This window comes from Algihabitans sp., assembly GCF_965226985.1.
Classification (GTDB): domain Bacteria; phylum Pseudomonadota; class Alphaproteobacteria; order Kiloniellales; family DSM-21159; genus Algihabitans.
In genome coordinates this window covers 911530-931314 of sequence record NZ_OZ245712.1, presented here as the reverse complement: position 1 = coordinate 931314, position 19785 = coordinate 911530, and the positions used below count along the sequence as shown (strand labels likewise).

Sequence of the window (19785 nt, the reverse complement as noted above, 5' to 3'; positions counted from 1 at the left end):
ACTGAAGCCGGATCGCCAAAGGTGCGCCATGAAGCCTTATGATGCCAAACCGCTCCCGCCACGCGATCCGGATCTGCGCGCGGAGGACAATCACTACTGGAGCTATCACAGTCTCGAGAGTCTGCTGGCCTGCAAACAACCGATCACGGCTTCCCAGGACGAAGATCTCTTCATCGCGATCCACCAGATCTGCGAGCTGGCCTTTCATCAGATGATCCTGGACTTGGAGCGCACCCTGGACGCCCTCGCCGTCCCGGAGCGCGACGAAGCGGTCTACTTCCTGAAGAGGGTCAACAAGCTGTGGCGAACGGTCAACGCCACCATGCCGATCCTGGGCGGCCTGCGTGCCTTTGCCGAGTTTCGTACCTCGATCGGCCCGACCAGCGGCTTCCAGTCGTTCCAGTTTCGCCAACTGGAAATCATGAGCGGCGTTCCGCGCTACTGGCAGGGCGGCACCGCAGACGCGTCCGGGGCGGTTCATATCGCCGAGAGCGAGTTCGAGAGGCGCTACGGCGCACAGGTGAGTAACTGGCTGGAGCGCTACCGGCATCACGGGCTCGCCCACTACTATCGGCGGCTGCTGGAGAATGCACCCGCCGAGGAGGTCTCCGCCGCCCTGGCGGAGCTGCGCCGGGACGAGGCCACGGCGGCCTTGCTGGCCGAATTCGCCGCCTACGACCGCCATCAACTGCAGTTTCATCGCGCGCATCTGCAGCTAGCGACGCGGCAGCTCGAGATCGTCGGCGTCGAGGTCGGCACAGGCGGCACCTCCTTCCGGGACTACCTCCAGACCTACGACAAGACCTTAGCGCCCCTGTTTCCGGGGCTTACGTCCGGGGCTGCCGAGGTCGAGGCATGACCCAAGCGTCCGAAGACTTCGGCGCCTTCGTCGCGGGACCGCGACGTGCCATCAAGGGGCAGGCGGGCGGCCCGCTGACGGGCCTGACCTTCGTCGCCAAGGATCTCTACGACACGGCCGGCGACGTGACCGGTGGCGGCAATCCCGATTGGGCAGCCAGTCATCCGCCCGCCGAGCGAAGCGCGAGCCTGATCGAAACCCTGCTCGCGGCCGGTGCGGATCTGATCGGTAAGACCCATACGGACGAGCTGTCGCGCGGAATCTTCGGGTTGAACGCCCACTACGGCACGCCGATCAATCCAGCCGCTCCGGACCGCCTTCCCGGTGGCTCCTCAAGCGGCTCGGCAGCTGCCGTCGCCGGCGGCCTGGCCGACATCGGGCTCGGCACCGACACCGGCGGCTCGGTGCGCGTACCGGCAGCCTACTGCGGCCTCTACGGACTGCGCTGCAGCCACGGCCGTCTGCAGTTCGAGGGTGTGCTGCCGCAGGCCCCCAGCTTCGACACGCTGGGCTGGATGACCCGGGATGCGAAAACTCTGCGCAGAACGACAGAGACCGTGTTCGGAAGCGGCGAGGCCAAGTCCTTCAAGCTGTTGCTGCCGGAGGACGCCTGGGCCGTCGTGAGCGAGGAAACGCGGCAGGCGCTCCAACCGCATCTCGACAAGCTGATGCAGGCCGCGACGGAGGTCGAGCGGAGAACGCTTGCCGACGAGGGCCTCACGGTCTGGCGCGACCGTCAGATCGCGCTGCAGCAACGCGAGGCCTGGGCGACCTTGCAAAGCTGGATCCTGGAGACGAACCCGCGCTTCGCCTACAACGTCGCCGCAAACTTCGCGGCCGGTGCCGGACTGGATCCGCAGGTCCACGAAGCCGCCGTCCATGGCTGGCCCGCGATGCGCAGCGCCGTGCTGGAATGCCTGGACGAAGAGAGCCTGCTCTGTTTGCCGACCGTTCCCGATCCGGCCCCGAAACGCAGCGCCTCCGCGACCGAAGCCTACCGCGACTGGCCGCGAATCGCGCAACTGACCTGCATCGCCGGCCTGTCTGGAGCGCCGCAGGTCACAATGCCGGCCGGCAGGGTCACGGGCGGCCCGGTCGGACTGTCTCTCATCGCGGAACCAGGCCGCGACAGCGACTTGGCAGCTCTTGCGGAACACCTTTCGGATTGACGCAGCGCATACGTCCGACTTTCCCCGAACCAAATGAAATATGACAGTTTTATTTATATTTGATGAACTAGATAAGTAACATGGAGTTCGTACACAGTTAAACTTGACTCATCTCAATGCTTTTGCGCATTGCAACTTGCAGATTACCGCCCACGACCAAGCTTTGGACATCAGGGAGGAGGTTCGGTCATGGCGGTGCGAGATCTCTTCGGAATCGCTCGCGGACCCTCTCTGGACCGCCGCCGGTTTCTGCTAGCCGGCGGTGCGGCAGCCGCCTGTGCAGCCAGCAGCCTCAAGCCGAGCTTCGCTCTGCCGAACGATAGGGAACTTCTGACCTCCAGCCACTGGGGCGCGTTTCGCGCGCGCGTCGTCGACGGGCGGCTGGTCTCGGTCGCGCCCTTCGAGCGAGACCCCTTCCCCACGGCAATGATCCAGAACTTCCCAGCGATCCTCTACGACAAGTCCCGGATCGCCAAGCCGATGGCCCGCAAGTCCTGGCTAGAGAAGCGCGAGAAGTCCGACGGCGCGGATCGCGGCAAGGAAGCCTTCGTCGAGCTGGACTGGGATCAGGCGCTCGACATCGCCGCCGAGGAGATGCAGCGCGTAAAGGCCGCTTACGGTAACGAGTCCTTCTACGCGGCCAGCTACGGCTGGGCCTCGGGCGGCCGCTTCCACGCCTGCGACGAGATGACGAACCGGCTCTATGCGCTGCACGGCGGCTACGTCGACGATCTGACCAACTACTCCTTCGGCGCGGGCATGGTGCTGCTGCCCCATCTGCTCGGCAGCAATCAGGCGATCGGCGGCCCCTTCACCACCTGGCCGTCGCTGGTCCGGCATACGAAGCTGATCGTCATGTTCGGCGGCGCGACCTTCAAGAACGCACAGGTTACCTGGGGCGGCAGCGGCGAGCACACGACGGAAAAATGGCTGCGCCAGTGCCAGGCCGCCGGGATCGAGATGATCGCCATCAACCCGGTGCGCGAAGACGAAGTCGGCGTGCTCGGCATGGAATGGCGCCCGATCCGGCCGAACAGCGACATCGCGCTGATGCTGGCGCTCTGTCACACGCTGCTGACCGAGCACCTGGCCGATCTCGCCTTCGTAGAGCGCTACACCGTCGGCTTCGAGCGCGCGCGGCCCTACCTGCTGGGCGAGAGCGACGGTCAGCCGAAGGACGCAGACTGGGCGGCCGAGCTGACCGAGGTGCCGGCCGACTGGATCCGCGATCTTGCTCGCAAGATGGCGGCGCGGCGGACCATGATTATGACCGCCTGGTCCCTGCAGCGGGCGCGCTACGGCGAACAGCCCTGGTGGGGCACGGTCCTGCTGGCGGCCCTGCTCGGGCAGATCGGCCTGCCTGGCGGAGGCTTCGGCTTCAGCTACACCTCGATCAACGGCTATGCCTTTCCGCCCAATAACGTCAGCGTTCCAGGCTTTTCGCGCGGTCGCAATCCGGTCAAGCTGCGCATCCCGGTGGCGCGCATCGCCGACATGCTGCTGCAGCCCGGTCAGCCGTTCGAATTCAACGGTCGGCGGATGTCCTACCCCGACATACGCATGATCCACTGGGCCGGCGGCAACCCCTTCCACCACCATCAGGACCTGAACCGGCTGACCCGCGCCTGGGCCAAGCCGGAGACGGTCATCGTGCAAGAGCCCTGGTGGACCCCGACCGCGCGGCGCGCCGACCTGGTGCTGCCGGCGACGACAACGATGGAGCGCAACGACATCGGCGCCAGCCCGCGCGATCGCTACATCTTCGCCATGCCGCAGCTCGTGGCGCCGGTCGGCGAGGCGCGCAACGACTTCGACATCTACGCCGATCTTGCGGAGCGGCTGGGCTACCGCGCCGACTTTACGGAGAACCGGGACGAGATGGGCTGGCTGCGGCACCTCTACGGCCGGGCGCGCGAACGGGCGGTTGCCGAGGGACTGGTGCTGCCCGACTTCGAAACCTTCTGGGAAGACGGCCTAGTCGTCATGCCGCGCCCGGAAGACCAGTATGTCTATCTGGCGGACTTTCGAGCCGATCCAGAGGCCAACGCCCTGCGGACCCCCAGTGGCCGCATCGAGCTCTTCTCGGAGAAGATCGCGGCGATGGGATACGACGACTGCCCCGGTCAGGCCACTTGGCTGGAGCCTGAGGAATGGCTAGGCAGGGCCAACGAGGACACGCCACTGCACTTGATCTCCAGTCATCCGCAGCACCGTCTGCACAGTCAGATGGACAACGGCCCGCTGGCGCGCGCCAGCAAGATCCAGGGGCGCGAGCCGTTGTGGCTGCACCCCGACGACGCGTCGGAACGTGGTCTTGAGACAGGCGACGTGGCGCGGCTTTTCAATGCGCGAGGGGCCTGCCAGGTCGGCGTCATCGTCAGCGACCGCGTCCGGCCGGGTGTCGCGATGATCCACGAGGGCGCCTGGATCGATCCGTTGGAGCCGGGCGTCCCGGGGTCCCTCGACAAGCACGGGAACCCGAATCTCGTGACCTGGGACATCGGCAGTTCACGCTTGAGCCAAGCCTGTGCCGCGCAGAGCGCGCTTGTCCAGATCGAGAAAACCGACGGGCCGCTGCCGGACATCACCGCCTACGATCCCCCCGAAGTCGCCTGACACGCCCGAGAGAGCCCAACGATGACAGACCGTGAGACCGACGGCGGCGGCCCGACGCGCCGTGCCCTGCTGCGCAGCCTGGTGATCGTCACAGCCGCCCTACCGATTCTGGCCATCCGCGGCCCCAGCGTCGCCATCGCAGCCAAGCTGAAGCGTTATCGCTGCCCGGAGACAGAGTGCGGCTACCTCTTCGATCCCAAGATCGGTGTGCCGGAGCACGACATCCCGCCAGGGGTCGCCTTCGCGGATCTGCCCGACGATTGGGAGTGCCCGGAATGCGGGGCTCCGAAGTACCTCTGGTAGATCCGGTCGCGATCGGCAAAGCCCCGGCCAAAAGGTCGCAAGGACCGCTGGGACATTACAAACAGTGAGATCTCCGGGGATAATCGCGGCTCAACTCTGTGTTGACCAAACAATTGCGCACAAATGAAGGCGGAACTTCACAGAGCCGTAACAGAACCGTCAAACCTGCCGCGTACCTCTCCTTCCAAGGCCAAGCCCTGAACGCTCGGCCGCCCGTCATGTATCAAACAACGAGCGCCGCGGTGAACGCCGCGCGCGCCCTTTCGGGAGAGGTCATTCCATGAAGAACAGCGATCTGTCGCGCTATTCCTGCCGCGCGGAGGCCTACGAAGCTTCCGAAGACACCCCCTCCAACCGCTCGGACAGGCCGACCATCGGCGACGTCATCAACCGCCGCTTCGGCCGCCGCGACGTCCTGAAGGGCGCCTTGGGCGTCGCCGCCATCGGCGCGGTCGCCGGCAGCGGTTTGGCTGCCCTGGGCGGCAAGAAGGCACTAGCTGCCTCCGCCTCCTTCAACTTCAGCGAAATCTCCCATGGTGTCGACGAGACGCACCACGTCGCGCCCGGCTACAGCGCCGAGGTTCTGATCCGCTGGGGCGATCCGGTTCTGGCCGATGCGCCAGAGTTCGATCCGATGAGTCAGACGGCTGCCGCTCAGGCGCAGCAGTTCGGCTACAACAACGACTACGTCGGCTACATCGGCCTGCCCTTCGGCTCGGACAACGCCGAGCGCGGTCTGCTCTGCGTCAATCACGAATACACCAACGAGGAGGTGATGTTCCCGGGCCTGGGCAAGCAGGACGGCGACGCCGAGTTCGCCGGCATGACCAAGGACCTGGTCGAGGTGGAGATGGCCGCGCACGGCGGCTCCATCCTGGAGATCGAGAAGGTGGACGGCGCCTGGAACGTGGTTTCGGGCAGCGACTACGCCCGCCGCATCACCGCGCTCGAGACCGAGATGGACCTGACCGGGCCGGCCGCGGGTCACGACCTGATGAAGACCTCCGTCGACTCAGGCGGCACCCGGGTCGTCGGCACGATCAACAACTGCGCCGGCGGCATCACCCCCTGGGGCACCTACCTGATGGCGGAAGAGAACTTCCACGGCTACTTCTGGGGCGACGTCGAGGGTCATCCGCAGCAGGCCGCCCTGGAGCGCTACGGCGTACCCGGCGCCTGGTATGCCTGGGGCAAGTTCCACGACCGCTTCGACATCACCAAGGAGCCGAACGAAAGCAACCGTTTCGGCTGGATCGTCGAGGTCGACCCCCTCGACCCGACCTCGACGCCGAAGAAGCGCACCGCGCTCGGCCGCTTCAAGCATGAGGGCGGCGAGTCGATCGTCAACGGGGACGGCCGCATCGTGGTCTACATGGGCGACGATCAGCGCTTCGACTATCTCTACAAGTTCGTTAGCGCCGGGACCTACAACCCTGACGACCGTGCTGCCAACATGGACCTGCTGGACGAGGGCACGCTCTACGTGGCGCGCTTCGATGCGGGCGGCACCGTCGCCTGGCTGCCACTGGTCCAGGGCGAAGGACCGCTGACGGCCGAGAACGGCTTCCCCGATCAGGCCACCGTGGTCATCAACGCCCGCCTGGCCGCCGACGCCCTGGGCGCCACGCCGATGGACCGGCCCGAGGACGTCGAGGCCAACCCGGCGACCGACAAGATCTACGTCATGCTGACCAACAACAGCCGTCGGACCGCCGAGCAGGTGGATGCAGCCAACCCCCGCGCCGAGAACCGCTTCGGTCAGATCGTCGAGATCACGGCCGCCAACGGCGACCACGCCTCCACCGAGGACACCTGGGACATGCTTGTCGTCTGCGGCGATCCCGCGGACGGCGAGGTCGGCGCCATGTGGAACCCGGCGACGACGGAGAACGGCTGGTTCGCCTCTCCGGACAACTGCGCGGTCGACAACCAGGGACGTCTCTGGATCACCACGGACCAGGGCAGCGGCTGGTCGCTCAGCGGCACCGCCGACGGCGTCTGGGCGATGGAAACAGAGGGCGACCTGCGCGGCACCGGCAAGATGTTCTTCCGCGTGCCCGTGGGTGCCGAGATGTGCGGGCCGAAGTTTACGCCCGACGACACCACGCTGTTTGTCGCGGTTCAGCATCCGGCCACCGACGGTACCAAGGCCTACCCGGGCTTCGAACGGAACTCGACCTTCGAGGATCCCGCCACGCGCTGGCCGGACTTCCAGGAGGGCATGCCCCCGCGTCCCTCCGTGGTGACCATCACCAAAGACGACGGCGGCAAGATCGGCGTCTGATCGCGACCGCAAACTTGCCACTGCAGACGGGCGGCGAGGTATCCTCGCCGCCCGTTTTCCGTTCACCCTTATCCCATTTCCCAGCTTTCCTTAGACCGCCGCCACTGCGATATGTTTCTGCAGTCGAAATCTACCTAAGGGAGCAGCCTAGGCATGAACCTTGCGGAATCCCTCTTGCACGCCCTGAAGGACCATGGCGCCCGCGAGATCTTCGGCATTCCGGGCGACTTCGCCCTGCCCTTCTTCAAGGCGGTGGAGCAGACGGGCATCCTTCCGCTCTACACCTTCAGTCACGAACCGGCGGTTGGCTTCGCCGCCGACTCCGCGGCGCGCTTCGGCAGCCGGCTGGGTGTGGCGGCGGTGACCTACGGTGCCGGCGCCTTCAATCTGGTCAATCCCGTCGCCTGCGCCTTGGCCGAACGCTCGCCGCTGGTGGTGATCTCCGGCGCGCCGGGCCGGGCCGAACGGACCTCCGGCCTGTTGCTGCATCATCAGGCCAAGACCCTGGACAGCCAGTTCCGGGTGATGGCCGAGTTGACCTGCGATCAGGCGGTGCTGGACGATCCCGCCACGGCGCCAGCGGAGATCGCCCGGGTGCTGCGGTCAGCGGTCGAGCAGTCGATGCCGGTCTATCTGGAGGTGCCGCGCGATCTGGTCTTCGCGGAAACGGCGCCGACCGAGGCCCTGCCGGTCACGCCGACCGATGCCGAGGCGCTGGCCGAATGCGCCGACGAGATCCTGGACCGTCTGGCCAAGGCCGAGCGGCCGGCCCTGATGGTGGGGGTGGAGACCCGCCGCTTCGGACTGGAGGACAAGGTGGCCCGCCTGGCCGAGACGCTTGGGCTGCCCGTTGTGACCTCCTTCATGGGGCGCGGCCTGCTCGCCGAGACGCCGGCACAACCTCTAGGAACCTATCTGGGCGCGGCGGGACGGCCCGAAATCAGCGAGCTGGTCGAGACCTCGGACGGGCTGCTGCTGCTGGGCGTCATCCTCTGCGACACCAACTTCGGCGTCTCCGAAAAGCAGATCAATCTCGGCACGGCGATGCATGCCCTAGGTCGCGAGGTTCGGGTCAGCCGGCACGTTTACGGCGACGTCCCCCTGGAGGCCCTGGTCGAGGCACTGCTGGAGCGCGCCACGCCGGTGAACGCGCAGCGCGGCCAGCCGATTGCCGCCGCCAGCTATCCCGCCATGCTCGAAAGCACGGACGAGGCGGTTCAGCCGACAGACATCGCACGGGCGGTCAACGACCTGATGCGCCAGCACGGTCCTCTCCCGATCGTCAGCGATGTAGGCGATTGCCTTTTCACCGCGATGGAGATGGAAAACACCGAGCTGGCGGCCAACGGCTACTACGCGGGCATGGGCTTCGGCGTACCGGGTGGCTTGGGCGGTCAGGCCGCGAGCGGCAAGCGGACGCTCATCCTGGTCGGCGACGGCGCCTTTCAGATGACGGGCTGGGAGCTGGGTAACTGCCGGCGCTACGGCTGGGACCCCATCGTCATCGTCTACAACAACGAAAGCTGGGAGATGCTGCGCGCCTTCCAACCCGAGTCCGACTTCAACGACCTGTCCGACTGGCGCTTCGCCGAGATGGCCGGGCCGCTCGGCGGCGACGGTGTGCGGGTCCGCACCAAGGCAGACCTCAAGGCCGCCCTGGACAAGGCGATGACGACGCGCGGCCGCTTCCAGCTCATCGAGGTCATGCTGGAGCGCGGCGCCATGTCGGACACCCTCTCGCGCTTCGTCGCAGGGGTGAAGAAGGGTCGCGGGCAGCAGTAGCGGGCGGCGACGCCCCGCCCGCGCTATGCCCTACCGGCTTCGAGCGACCGCTCCAGGCCCTGCAGGAAGGTCTCGATCATCAGGTCGTAGATCTGGCCCGGTTCCTGGTCGGCGAAGGTCGCGGCCAGACGGGTCGTCGCCGGAAAGTCGGCAGCGTCGAGACCGCGCACCTCTTCAAGAATTTCCGCACTCGGCGGCTGCAGCAGGCCCCCCACCTCCGCCGCGGCCAGACCGAGAATGCTGGCGTACCAACCGAAGCAGATATCGACCGTTCGGCGGTCGTCGAAACCCGCGTCGGCCAGCGCCTGATAGATCATCTCGGCATGACGGTAGTCGGCGGGGCCGGTCACCCAGAAGCGCAGAAGCAGCGGAAAGGTGCGCGGGTGGCGCAGCGCCAGCTTGCGGTACTGATGCGCCAAGCCCGCAAGACGCTCGCGCCAAGAGGCCGTAGGGTCGACAGGTTGGAGTTCGGCATTGAGCGCATCGGCCATCGCTCGTTCAAGACCGGCTTTCGATTTGAAGTGATAGAGCACCGCCATGGGATCGCAGCCGACTGCCGCGGCGACCTTGCGAATGCTGAAGCCCGCCTCTCCCTCTTTCTCCAGCAAGGCTATTGCAGACTTAACGATCTCAGCGGGCGCCAGACCTTTGGGGCCGGGCCGCGCGGCCTTCCTCGGCAAGACGAACACCTCCTATTTTCTACTTCGTAGAGACTATAGTTCTTCCCTGAGAAGCTCAACGCTTCTCCGCTGGAGACCGCCGAACACCGCCATAAGCTGCAATGTGAGAGTCGCGGATCAGGGTTCAGAGAGATTGATCCCGGGGTCGCAGAAAGAGGCTTGTTTTTTCTGTATTGTAGAGATTATATTTCTTCATCGTAGAAATAAGATCGCCGCCCCGGCTATCGACAGGAGTGCCGCATGTCCGTTGCAACTGCTCTCGATCTCACACCGCGCCAGAGGTTCCTCAGCATCGCCGCCGTCGTTGCCTCGACCATCGGCGTCGGCATCTCCTACGGGATCGGCTATCCCATCACAGCACTGACCTTCGAACAGTGGGGCGCGCCGACCTGGCTGAACGGTCTGGTAGGGTCCGCACCGGCTTTGGCGATCCTGCTTTGCCTGCCCTTCTTCCCGAAACTGGTCGGCTATCTCGGCACCATCCGCGCCATGGCGCTGGGCTGCGTTCTGGTCGGCAGCGGGTTCCTGCTCATGCCGCTCTTCCCCTCGCCCGAAGCCTGGCTGATCCTGCGCTTCATCATGGGGGCCGGCATTGCCCTGCCCTGGCTGGTCGGCGAGACCTGGATCAACACTGTGGCCGACGACAGGATTCGCGGCCGTATGCTGGCCCTCTACGCGATCGCGCTCTTTAGCGGCTTCGCCGCCGGACCCTTTATCCTGGACCAGGTGGGAATCGTCGGCTGGACGCCCTTCGTGATCGGAGCGGCCGGCATCCTGCTGGCTGTGGTGCCGATCATCGCGGCGGCGGCTCTGGCGCCCAGCATGCCCGAACACCCCGACACGGGCGTCTTCGGGGCCTTTCTGCTGGCACCCGTCGCTATGGTGGCCGGCGTCGTCGGCGGACTGCTCGAACTCGGGCATTTCGCTTTGCTGCCGATCTACGCCCTGCAGAACGGCGCGACCGAGGACCAGGCCCTTCGGCTTCTAACACTCTTCATGGTCGGCGGGATCGCCCTGCAGCTCGTCGTCGGCTGGCTGGCCGACCGGGCCTCGGCACGGGTCGTGCTGATCGGCGGCGCTTTCTTGTTCGCCGCTATTGCCGCGACCTTGCCTCTGACCATCGATCCGGTCTGGCGGGCTGCCGCCGTCTTCGTCATGGGCGGTCTTGGTATCGGCTTCTATACGCTCGGCCTGACCTTCATCGGACAGAAAGTTCCAGTGCGGGATCTGGCGGTCGCCAATGCCGCCTTCCTAATCACCTATCAGGTGGGCGCCATGGTTGGTCCGTCCGTCGGCGGCGTCGCCATGGGCGTCTGGCAACCGCACGGCTTCGTCGTCGCGATGGTCTCGGCCGCGCTGGTCGGCGCTCTGGCGATGGCCCTGGTCGGGCGTCGCAGACAAGGCGCCTAGAACACCATCACCCTTGATGTGAGCGGCATAGCTCGCATCGGAGGCATGAATCCTACTCTAGTGGGCCGTCTCGCGCAGGATGTAGCGATGGCCGTCGTAGCGGCTGAAAAAGCGGCCCAGCTCCGGGTGGTCGATCTGCGTCTTGTCCGGATGGGGCTGTAGGTGCCGCTCGGCCACGTAGGTAACGTGCTGGGCACCATCGACCAGCACATGATACCAAGGCTTGTCCTTGGGCGGACGCGAGCGGGCCACCTGGTCGTACCACTCTTCCGTCAGGCCGAAGACGGGGTCGACGTCGACCACCACGCCCCTATAGCCGAACTTCACGTGATTGACGATTTCGCCGATCATGAAGAGTGGCCGGCTTGGGCTCATCGCCCCTCGCCGCCGTCACCAAGACGCCGGGAGAAGTTGCGCAGCATCCGCCCGGCGCGATAAGCGGCCGGTTTGTCTGTCTGCTGAGCCCAGTCGGCACGAACCTCTCCGTAAGCCTGTCCCGCCCGACGCGCGGCCTCGACGGCGCGGGGTCGCACTTCGGTCTGGATGAACTTCTCAGCCTTGGCGCGCGTGCGTTCGTCGGAGGCAAGACGGCGCGCGGCCGACCAAAAAAGGCTGCGCAGGATCATTGCAGTCTCGTCGATTCAGGATGCAGTTGCTGTCATACAGGGCACATGTCGGCAGAGGCGGCGTCGGATCAAGGTCTAAGCATACAGGGACCGCCCTTTTCCCGCCACAGAACTCCGGCTATCTTCTGCTCATGACAATGCAACGCCCCTCTCGACGCCAGCTGCTCGCCGGCCTGGCCGGCGGAGCCATCGCTCTGCCGTCCGGCGCGCGCGCGTTCTCGGTCGAACCTCTGGACGCTGGGTCCGCCGAGATCTACCGCAATGCTTGTACGGCGCGAAACCCACTGTTTCACGACGACCTGGTGAAGGAAGTTGTGACGCTGCTCGACAGCGAAGGAGTCGCGACGACACCGGACGCCGTGCGGCAGGCCTTGAGTCGGCTGTCCTGCCCCTATTGCGGCTGCAATCTGGCCGAGGCCACGGATCTGAGCGACAGCGCACCGAAGTCATGACGGAGGCGCAGCACCGCCAGCCATCGGAGACGCAGGGCGGGCTGAAGAAGATGACAGCACACAGTCCCAAAGGCTGTCACCAGGCGCTCGACGACATGCTGACAGCGGCAGAGGCGCTCTGCGTAAAACGCGGCCGGCAGTTGACGACTCTTCGCCGGCGCGTGCTGGAACTGATCGCCGAACAGAATCACCCGGTCGGAGCTTACGAACTGATCGACCGCCTGACGGGCGAACGCGGACGTACGGCCCCGCCGACCGTTTATCGCGCCCTGGAATTCCTGCAGACGGAAGGGTTGGTTCACCGCATCGAAAGCCTGAACGCCTTCGTCGCCTGCCCCCATCCGGACCGCCCCCACGCAACCCAGTTCTTAATCTGCAAGGCCTGCGGAGCAACGGACGAACTGCACGACCCTGGGGTCGCTGGGACAATCGCCGAACATGCCGCGCGTTCGGGATTCACCATCGAGCGTCAGGTTGTCGAGGTAACGGGGGTCTGCGCCGTTTGCCAGGCCCCGTCAGAGGCCAGGAGTCCGGCCTGAAAGGCGACGTTTCACCTCTCGAGAAACCTCAAGCTGCCGATTCCAGAGGTTGGACGCCGTTATGCAGCGCCCAGATGGCGGCCTGAGTCCGGTTCGACGCGCCGATCTTGCGTAAGATCGACTTGAGGTGAACCTTGACGGTCGCTTCGGTGATCGAGAGTTGCGCAGCGATCACTTTGTTGGAGTGGCCGGCAACCAAGCAGCGAACGATCTCCATTTCGCGTTCGGACAGTTTGCGAAGGTCGCCGTTGAGCAGAGGCGACGCCGACCGTCCCGCGAAGCTGCGCGGCAGCAGCAGATTGACGAGCTGGCGCGGGAAGACGCGCTCACCCAGCATGACCAGCTCCAGCGAGTTCAGCAGAGCACGGCTGGAGATCGTCTTGAGAAGAAACCCGTCAACGCCGGCCATGAAACAGTGGCGCACAGCATCGACGTCAAAAGTCTCGGCCAGCGTGACGAGGCGAACCTGCGGGCAGATCCGGTGCAGTTCGCCGAGTTTTTCACCGAACGTCTCATCGTCGTCTGGCAGAGAGATGATCGCCAGACTGTAGTCACAGTCCCCGGCCCCTAGTGCGAGAAGATCGTCGATCGCCTCGACGTGACGGGCAACACGGAACTGGGTTCCGCTGAGGATACGCAGAACGCCCTCGCGAAACAGGTTGGTACCGTCGACAAGGGCAATGTCGATCCTCTGATCGGATTCGCTCTTCAAGACGGCAACGCTCGACTCGGGCATAAGACGCTTCTCCTACCTACTGGGAGCTCGCAACGTCCCCCGACGCGCACCTGCCGATCCTGCCAGAAGACACCAATAGTAGAAGGCTACACCAGCCCCTTAGGAGATGGAATAGTTCGTCAGAGGCAGAGACAAGACTAGTTGTAATTTTTCTGTGACAGAAACAAGAGTTCTTGGAGTCGAAGCTTTTGATCTAGATCGAGTCTCGAAGGATCATTGCCCAGTAGCAGCTTTTGACCATCCGGCAGGACAAAAACAACACGCCGGAGCACAGAAAATACACCCGTTCCTCTACTTAACCTGGAGATGTGTCGAGGTTAACGCTTGGCCGCTTCTATAGCGGCCGCGATCATCTTGCGCGCCTCGTCGGCATCGCCCCAGTGGTTGATCTTGACCCACTTGTCGGGCTCCAAGTCTTTGTAGTGTTCGAAGAAGTGCGCGATCTGCTCCAGCAGGATCTCGGGCAACTGGCGGTAGCTTTCGATATCCGTGTGATAGGGGTGCAGCTTGTCGACCGGGACCGCCAAGACCTTCTCGTCCTGGCCAGCTTCGTCCTCCATCACCAACACGCCGACAGGCCGACAGCGGATCACGGCCCCCGGAACGACGGGCGCGGGCCCGGCAACCAACACATCCACGGGATCACCATCGTCGGCCAGCGTATGGGGAACGAAACCGTAGTTGCAGGGGTAGAACATTGCCGTGTGGAGAAAGCGGTCGACGAAGATCGCCCCCGACTCCTTGTCGAATTCGTATTTCACCGGATCGCCGCCGAGGGGCACCTCGATGATGACGTTGATTTCCTGCGGCGGATTGTGACCCACCGAGATCTTCGTAATGTCCATGAGTCCTGTCTCACAGTGTGGGGAGGAAGCGCCCTGGCAGCGCCGGGCAGGCAAACGGTCGGGTCCAAAGACCCATTCGGACAATCGGCCTATGACCGGCCTAGATGACTGCCCCAGACTAGCCCGAGTTTCTAGAGCGGATTGCGGCATTAGGGAATCGCAAAGCGCGTTCGTAGGAAGGCGGTCGATATGCAGAGCTCGACGGCGGCGGCCAAAGCCGATTGCGATCGTCGGAACGTGCCGCCGTGAAATGGCGGCGAATCAGAACCGCAAAGCTTCAAACCGCTATCGAAAAGCGGCAAGCGCCCGGTCTTCGGCGCGGATGCGAACGAGGAGGACCCCGGCATTCAGCAGCGAGAAGATCACGGCCAGCCAGGGCAAGCCGAGTGCGAGAGGCACGACCGCGATTTCCAGGACCACGAGAAGGTAGTTGGGGTGCCGCAGGAAGCGATAGGGACCGCGCCGTACCAGAGGCTCGTCGAAAACGATGATGCGGGTAGTCCAACGTTGCCCGAGGCTGGCCAGGATCCAGAGACGGAAAAGCTGCAGCGCAAGATAGGCAGTCAGCCAGACACCAGAGACCTCCAGGTTCCATCCCACAACCCACAAGACACCGAGCCACGCTGTATGGAGGGCGACGATCAAAGGGTAGTGACCCGGAGCGATCTCGACGGCGCCGCGTTGCAGCAGCCGGCGCGTGTTACGCGCCGACAGACCTAGCTCCAGGATACGCTGCAGCGTGATTACGGCGAGCAGAAGAGCACCCTCAGCCATCGGCATGAACCGGGAGCAAGGCGGCCGTGAAGCCCGGCCCCAAAGCGGTCAGGAGCAGACAGCCGCGAGGTGCCTCGCGCAGAACCTCACGCAACACGAAGAGGACTGTTGGCGAAGACATGTTGCCGTAGCGGCGCAGAACCGAGCGTTCGTGATCCAGCGCGCCCCGCGGCAGCGTCAGCGCCAACTCGAGCGAGCGAATCACCTTGGCACCGCCGGGATGACAGACGAAGCGCGTAATCTGCGACCGATACAACGCGAGACGCAGCAAGCTCGTCTCGACCGCTTCGGCAAGGTGCTGCTCCAGGAACGCGGGGATGGACCGGTCGAAAACCACGCCAAGGCCATCGTCTTGAATGTCCCAGCCCATGATCTCCAGCGTAGCGGGCCAGGTGAACTCGACACCTGCGCCGAGAACGGCGCCGCTCGCCGCGGTGGACAGGCACACGGCCGCCGCGCCGTCGCCGAACAGCATGGTCGCGATCATGTCGGCCTTGCGCGGATTGTCGCGGCGGAAGGAAAGCGTGCAGGCCTCGACGGCCACGAGCAGCACGTTGGAGCCGGGATGGGAGGCAGCCATCCGCCGTGCGATCGACAGACCGCTGACGCCGCCAGCGCAACCGAGCCCGAAGACCGGGACTCGCGTCACGTCTCGCCGCAATCCCAGTGCCTCCAGAACCTGAGCGTCCAGGCTGGGGGTGACGATACCGGTGGTGGAAACGGTCACGACACAATCGACATCCTCGGGCCGGAGGGAGGCCTCGGCCAGGGCCGCAGCGGCGGCCTCGAGAAAGAGTGTGCCCGCGCCCTGCCGGAACAGCGTCATCCGTTCATGCCACCCTCCCGGACGAGCGAACCAATCGAGCGGAGCTACGGAATAGCGCGTGTCGATCCCAGCGCTCGCAAAGCTACGCGCGAGACGGTCGAAGTCGGGTAGGCTGTCGCGCAAGATCGGACCGGCCGCAGACTCCACCTCTCTCTGATCGAGACGGTGCGGTGGCAGCGCGGTACCGATGCCGCCGATCCGCACGGGACTCTCGCCGGCTACAATCTCCGTCGCAGGGATAGAAAAGGGGGCGTTCATTGTCTAGGTCGTGCTCCACCGGTGGCCGAAGAGCTGGTCTGCGGCCGGACTTACCACTGCACCCCAAGTACGTGGGGTGCGGACTCCGGATGTGACTCGTGTCTCACAAGGATGTGTTGGCCGCGTCATGAGGTCTCGGCCTCCGGCAAGCCCCGACCTCGCCCGAGGTAGATCGCCAGCAGTGCCGGGAGAACGCCGAGATCCGCCACCAGTGCCAAACCGATCGTCACAATAGCGAAGGCGGCAAATGCAGCCGTTGCAGGCGACCAGCTGAACAGCGCAGGCGCCAGTCCCACCATCAGAACCACTGTCGTGACGATCAAGACAGGTCCAACCGACCGCGCCGCGACGACGACGGCGTCTGCGGAGGCGTGGAAGCGTCGCGCCTCGAGCGCTGCGGAGGTCATGTGTACTGTGTCGTCGACAGCGATCCCGAGCGCCACGGTCATGGCCAGCGCCGTCGCAAGAGTCAGATCGACTCCCAGCGCGGCAAGCAGGGCACCGACAGCTAGAACAGGGAGAAGATTCGGCAAAAGACAGAGCGGCAGAACCGCGAAGCTGCGAAAGGCCAGCGCCATCAGTGCGGCCGCCCCGACAGCCGCAAGAATGAGACCAAACTGCAAGCGTTCGATGACCGAGGGAGCGGCGCGCGCCGCGAGCACGGAGAAGCCGCTGGCCTTCTGGTCAAAATCGCGTTCCAGTGCGCGACCAGCAACTCTTTCGAGCTCCTCCGCGACCGCGCCGATATCGTCGGTTTCTCGCGCCCAGAGGGTGATCATCGCCGTGGTGCCGTCAGCAGAAACGACGGAGCGGCCAAGCAGAGGCGGAGCTGTCTCGAACAGATGGTTCAGCGTCGCGGAGCCGGCACTGAGTCCCTGCCCCTCCAGCCAGCGGATGACACTGGTCATGGAGAGCACCGGCCGGTCGGGAAAGGTCGCCTCCACGGCGTGATGAACCCGCCGCACCTGAGCAAGCGCCTGCAGCGGTCCACCCTCGAAGGCGCTTGCCCCATCGCCGCCGGCTGCGGAGAAGGAGATCGGCAGGGGAAGTTGAATGGGGTGCAGCCCCCCCAGCTTCTCCTCGACCAGCTGAGCGATACGGTAAGTTTGCGATGAGCTGGGGATCTGTTCGAGCGCGGAGTAGCCCGGGGCGACCCGGCTGCTGCCGTAGCCAGCGAGCAGGACAAGCAGAAGACCGACCACCAAGGCAGCGCGCCGATGCCGCGTCAGCCATCTCGCCAGGGTCGCGGCCTGGGCCTGGAACCAGCGCGCGAGGCGGCTATCGCCCCGTTCGGCTGGAAGCGGACGCCACCCCAGGCGCAGTGCGATGAAAACGGATGCAGGATGGACCAGCATCGCGGCGAGGAAAACGCCGAACACGGCCAGAGCGCCGATCCGGCCGAACTCACGGATCGCGTCCGATCCGGAGACCTCGAACGACAGAAACGCGAGCATGGTCGTGAAGGCCGACAAGGCACAGGCGGGCCCGATCTTCAGGACCGTCGCTCTCAAGGTGACGAAGTCGTAGTCGGTCTCGTGAAGACGCCTGCGCGCATCATAGACGAGATGCATCGAGGTCGCGAAACCGAGCGCCAAAATCAGAAGAGGCAGGTTGTTCAGCAGCGCGGTCATCTGCAGACCGCTCAGTCCGATAGCGCCGTAGGTGGCGGTCACCGTGAAAATCGGAACGCTGGCGATCACGAGCGCATCGACCAGGCGGCCGAGCAGCAAAACCCCGCAAAGAAATCCAATCGCAAGCCCGAAGCCGAGCAACAAGGGCTGCTCGCGTACCAGAGACTCTATCGCCTGGCCGCGCGCGACAGGCAGGCCGCTGAGATGAGCGGTCAGGGAGGGCGGCGCGCTGCCGACCAAATGCGTCACCTCGCCGCGAAGTTGGCGCAGCATCTCTAAATCTCTCGGGTCACCGTGCGGATCGACGGCAATAGCGGCCAGGGAAAGGTCCTGAGACAGCAGCAAGCCCTGACTGAGAGGATGCGCCGCCAGCTCCTCAGGCAGCGGCAGCGGGCGTCTAGCAGTTTCACCTGCTGGAGCCATTTCCAGACCCGGGCCGGCAGCAAGATCCAGCGTCTCGCCAAGATCCGCCAAGGAGAAGACGGTCGCGACGCGATCAACCGAGGGCAATTGCGCAACCCGATCGGCGAAGACCCGAAAGCTGTTCAGGACAGTCGGATCGGCGAAATTGCCCTCGACGATCACGAAGAAGCTGTCGGAGGCGTTTCCGGTCATGGCCAACAGACGGTCGTAGGAATTGGAGACAGCGTTGTCGCCGGAGAAGACTCGCCAAGCATCGTCGACGTAGCGAAGCTGCAGCAAGCCGGCGAGAGAGACCACGAAGAGAGCCAGCGACAGGCCGAGCGCCAGCCAGGGATAGCGCACAGCCAGGAGACCGAGACGCTCGGCACCGAAACCGATCGACCGCATGCTTAGGCGCGATGCTCCTCAACGACCTGGGCATCGCCGAACCGCGGCCCTCTTTCAGATCGCATGTTCTTCCGGCACCACTTTCGGCCTGATAGAGGAAGCATCTAGGGCGCCTCTCGCAGACGTTCCAGCTGCTCGGCGAAGGCCTCGCAGGGATCCACGTCATCGTGACGCGGCGTGAACCAGATGAGATCGTGTCCGCCCTGATCTCCATAGAGTGCGGGTTGGGTCCGGCCCGTCTCGACCTCGCGAAAGGCAACAGAGAGGGTTTCCAGGTCCGGCAAACGTGCGGCGAGGAACCAGGGGACACCGCGGTCCGGACGCGTGTGACCTGCGCCGGCGATCAGCACCGCCGTGTCCCCGCGCTCGAAGGCCTGCAGAAGACTATCAGCCATGGCGGCATCGCGGGCTCGCTGAACCTCGGCCTGCCGGGCAAAAGCCTCGGGCGGCGCGACATCGCAATGAGCGCGCGACAACTCTTCCAGCAGAGATCGCGTGATCTCTTCCGGCCAGGGTCTCTGGAGCGCCCAAAGTTTGCGCAAGCCGTCCGGCAGTCCGCCGGCCCCCGTCTCGGAGATTTGCCGGCGCTTGGCGAGGGGCAGATCGGCGGCCACGATATCCAAACCGTTTTCTAGGGCAACCTCCGCAATCGGCTGATAGATCGACCAGTCTGGCCAGCCGCTGTCCTGCCAGTCCAAGGCCGCGCCCAGTCCGGCGGCCGTGCCGCCCTGCCTCAGGTAGTCCGTTAGCCGACCGCCAAGGTCGCGCGGGATCATCTCGAAGGCCACTGCCGGGCGATGGCCGACGGCAACCATGGCAGACACCATCCAGGCCTGAAGTTGGTGATGATCGGCATTGTCGTGGCGTTCGCCGAGCAGGAGCACATCGGTTTCCGCCAAACGGCGGGAGACCTGCTCGGCAGAGAGGAAGGCTTCGGCCGCAGGATCCCAGATCCTGCCGGTCAGAGGATGATCGCGGAGCAGCGGGCTCTGCCAATCGGGAAGAGGCGTCGCAGCGGCGGCAACGCTGGCGCAGAGGAGCACGAGACCCAGCAAGGCGGCGCGTAAGGGCGCCAGGAACGAGGCACGAGGATTGAGGCTGGATTTCGACATCGTCCGGTAAGCTACCCTAGCAGTTGCAAGTTAACTGTGGCGCAACTCACAGCCTGCAAGACTGCGGCGCTTG

General features: G+C 64.9%; 18 protein-coding genes. 9 read left to right on the top strand and 9 right to left on the bottom strand.

Going from position 1 to position 19785, the window contains the following annotated elements:
* Window positions 1–28 precede the first annotated feature (28 nt).
* The 6 genes from ACO054_RS04110 to ipdC all read left to right on the top strand — a co-directional run bounded on the left by ACO054_RS04110 (window position 29) and on the right by ipdC (window position 9013).
* Window positions 29–859: a tryptophan 2,3-dioxygenase family protein gene (locus ACO054_RS04110; RefSeq protein ID WP_421709178.1), complete on the top strand. Its 831-nt coding sequence runs from the start codon at window positions 29–31 to the stop codon at window positions 857–859.
* Window positions 856–2028, top strand: coding sequence for an amidase (locus ACO054_RS04105; RefSeq protein WP_421709177.1), 1173 nt, complete (start codon window positions 856–858; stop codon window positions 2026–2028). Before ACO054_RS04110 ends, ACO054_RS04105 begins: the two co-directional genes overlap by 4 nt.
* 189 nt (window positions 2029–2217) lie before the next feature.
* Window positions 2218–4644: a molybdopterin-dependent oxidoreductase gene (locus ACO054_RS04100; RefSeq protein WP_421709176.1), complete on the top strand. Its 2427-nt coding sequence runs from the start codon at window positions 2218–2220 to the stop codon at window positions 4642–4644.
* Between the two features lie 21 nt (window positions 4645–4665).
* On the top strand, window positions 4666–4947 hold the full coding sequence (locus ACO054_RS04095) for a rubredoxin (protein ID WP_421709175.1): 282 nt from the start codon (window positions 4666–4668) through the stop codon (window positions 4945–4947).
* A 280-nt stretch (window positions 4948–5227) separates the two neighbouring features.
* Window positions 5228–7231, top strand: coding sequence for a PhoX family protein (locus tag ACO054_RS04090; protein WP_421709174.1), 2004 nt, complete (start codon window positions 5228–5230; stop codon window positions 7229–7231).
* Window positions 7232–7384: 153 nt separating this feature from the next.
* Window positions 7385–9013 (top strand): indolepyruvate/phenylpyruvate decarboxylase, encoded by a 1629-nt coding sequence (gene ipdC, locus ACO054_RS04085; protein WP_421709173.1) that lies wholly within the window; start codon window positions 7385–7387, stop codon window positions 9011–9013.
* A 23-nt stretch (window positions 9014–9036) separates the two neighbouring features.
* Here ipdC and ACO054_RS04080 read toward each other — a convergent pair whose 3' ends face one another.
* Window positions 9037–9693, bottom strand: coding sequence for a TetR/AcrR family transcriptional regulator (locus ACO054_RS04080; RefSeq protein ID WP_421709172.1), 657 nt, complete (start codon window positions 9691–9693; stop codon window positions 9037–9039).
* A gap of 240 nt (window positions 9694–9933) precedes the next feature.
* On the opposite strand from ACO054_RS04080, the gene ACO054_RS04075 reads away from it, so the two are divergent.
* Entirely contained in the window at window positions 9934–11103 is a 1170-nt protein-coding gene (locus ACO054_RS04075) for an MFS transporter (RefSeq protein WP_421709171.1), read from the top strand.
* Between the two features lie 57 nt (window positions 11104–11160).
* Here the strand turns inward: ACO054_RS04075 and hspQ are convergent, their stop codons facing one another.
* The gene (hspQ, locus tag ACO054_RS04070) at window positions 11161–11478 is read right to left on the bottom strand and encodes a heat shock protein HspQ (protein WP_421709170.1); all 318 of its coding nucleotides are present in this window, start codon (window positions 11476–11478) and stop codon (window positions 11161–11163) included.
* Entirely contained in the window at window positions 11475–11729 is a 255-nt protein-coding gene (locus ACO054_RS04065; protein WP_421709169.1) for a hypothetical protein, read from the bottom strand. Before ACO054_RS04065 ends, hspQ begins: the two co-directional genes overlap by 4 nt.
* A 131-nt stretch (window positions 11730–11860) precedes the next feature.
* On the opposite strand from ACO054_RS04065, the gene ACO054_RS04060 reads away from it, so the two are divergent.
* The gene (locus ACO054_RS04060) at window positions 11861–12181 is read left to right on the top strand and encodes a hypothetical protein (protein WP_421709168.1); all 321 of its coding nucleotides are present in this window, start codon (window positions 11861–11863) and stop codon (window positions 12179–12181) included.
* Complete coding sequence (locus tag ACO054_RS04055; RefSeq protein WP_421709167.1) at window positions 12178–12720, top strand: Fur family transcriptional regulator; 543 nt, start codon at window positions 12178–12180, stop codon at window positions 12718–12720. Before ACO054_RS04060 ends, ACO054_RS04055 begins: the two co-directional genes overlap by 4 nt.
* Before the next feature lie 28 nt (window positions 12721–12748).
* Here ACO054_RS04055 and ACO054_RS04050 read toward each other — a convergent pair whose 3' ends face one another.
* The 6 genes from ACO054_RS04050 to ACO054_RS04025 form a co-directional block, all read right to left on the bottom strand.
* Window positions 12749–13456: a LuxR C-terminal-related transcriptional regulator gene (locus ACO054_RS04050; RefSeq protein WP_421709166.1), complete on the bottom strand. Its 708-nt coding sequence runs from the start codon at window positions 13454–13456 to the stop codon at window positions 12749–12751.
* 317 nt (window positions 13457–13773) lie between these two features.
* On the bottom strand, window positions 13774–14301 hold the full coding sequence (gene ppa, locus ACO054_RS04045) for an inorganic diphosphatase (protein WP_421709165.1): 528 nt from the start codon (window positions 14299–14301) through the stop codon (window positions 13774–13776).
* A gap of 285 nt (window positions 14302–14586) precedes the next feature.
* Window positions 14587–15075 (bottom strand): isoprenylcysteine carboxyl methyltransferase family protein, encoded by a 489-nt coding sequence (locus tag ACO054_RS04040; protein WP_421709164.1) that lies wholly within the window; start codon window positions 15073–15075, stop codon window positions 14587–14589.
* Complete coding sequence (locus ACO054_RS04035; RefSeq protein WP_421709163.1) at window positions 15068–16159, bottom strand: type III polyketide synthase; 1092 nt, start codon at window positions 16157–16159, stop codon at window positions 15068–15070. Before ACO054_RS04035 ends, ACO054_RS04040 begins: the two co-directional genes overlap by 8 nt.
* Window positions 16160–16284: 125 nt before the next feature.
* Window positions 16285–18600: an efflux RND transporter permease subunit gene (locus ACO054_RS04030; protein ID WP_421709162.1), complete on the bottom strand. Its 2316-nt coding sequence runs from the start codon at window positions 18598–18600 to the stop codon at window positions 16285–16287.
* Between the two features lie 104 nt (window positions 18601–18704).
* Window positions 18705–19712 (bottom strand): ChaN family lipoprotein, encoded by a 1008-nt coding sequence (locus ACO054_RS04025; RefSeq protein ID WP_421709161.1) that lies wholly within the window; start codon window positions 19710–19712, stop codon window positions 18705–18707.
* Between the last annotated feature and the right edge of the window lie 73 nt (window positions 19713–19785).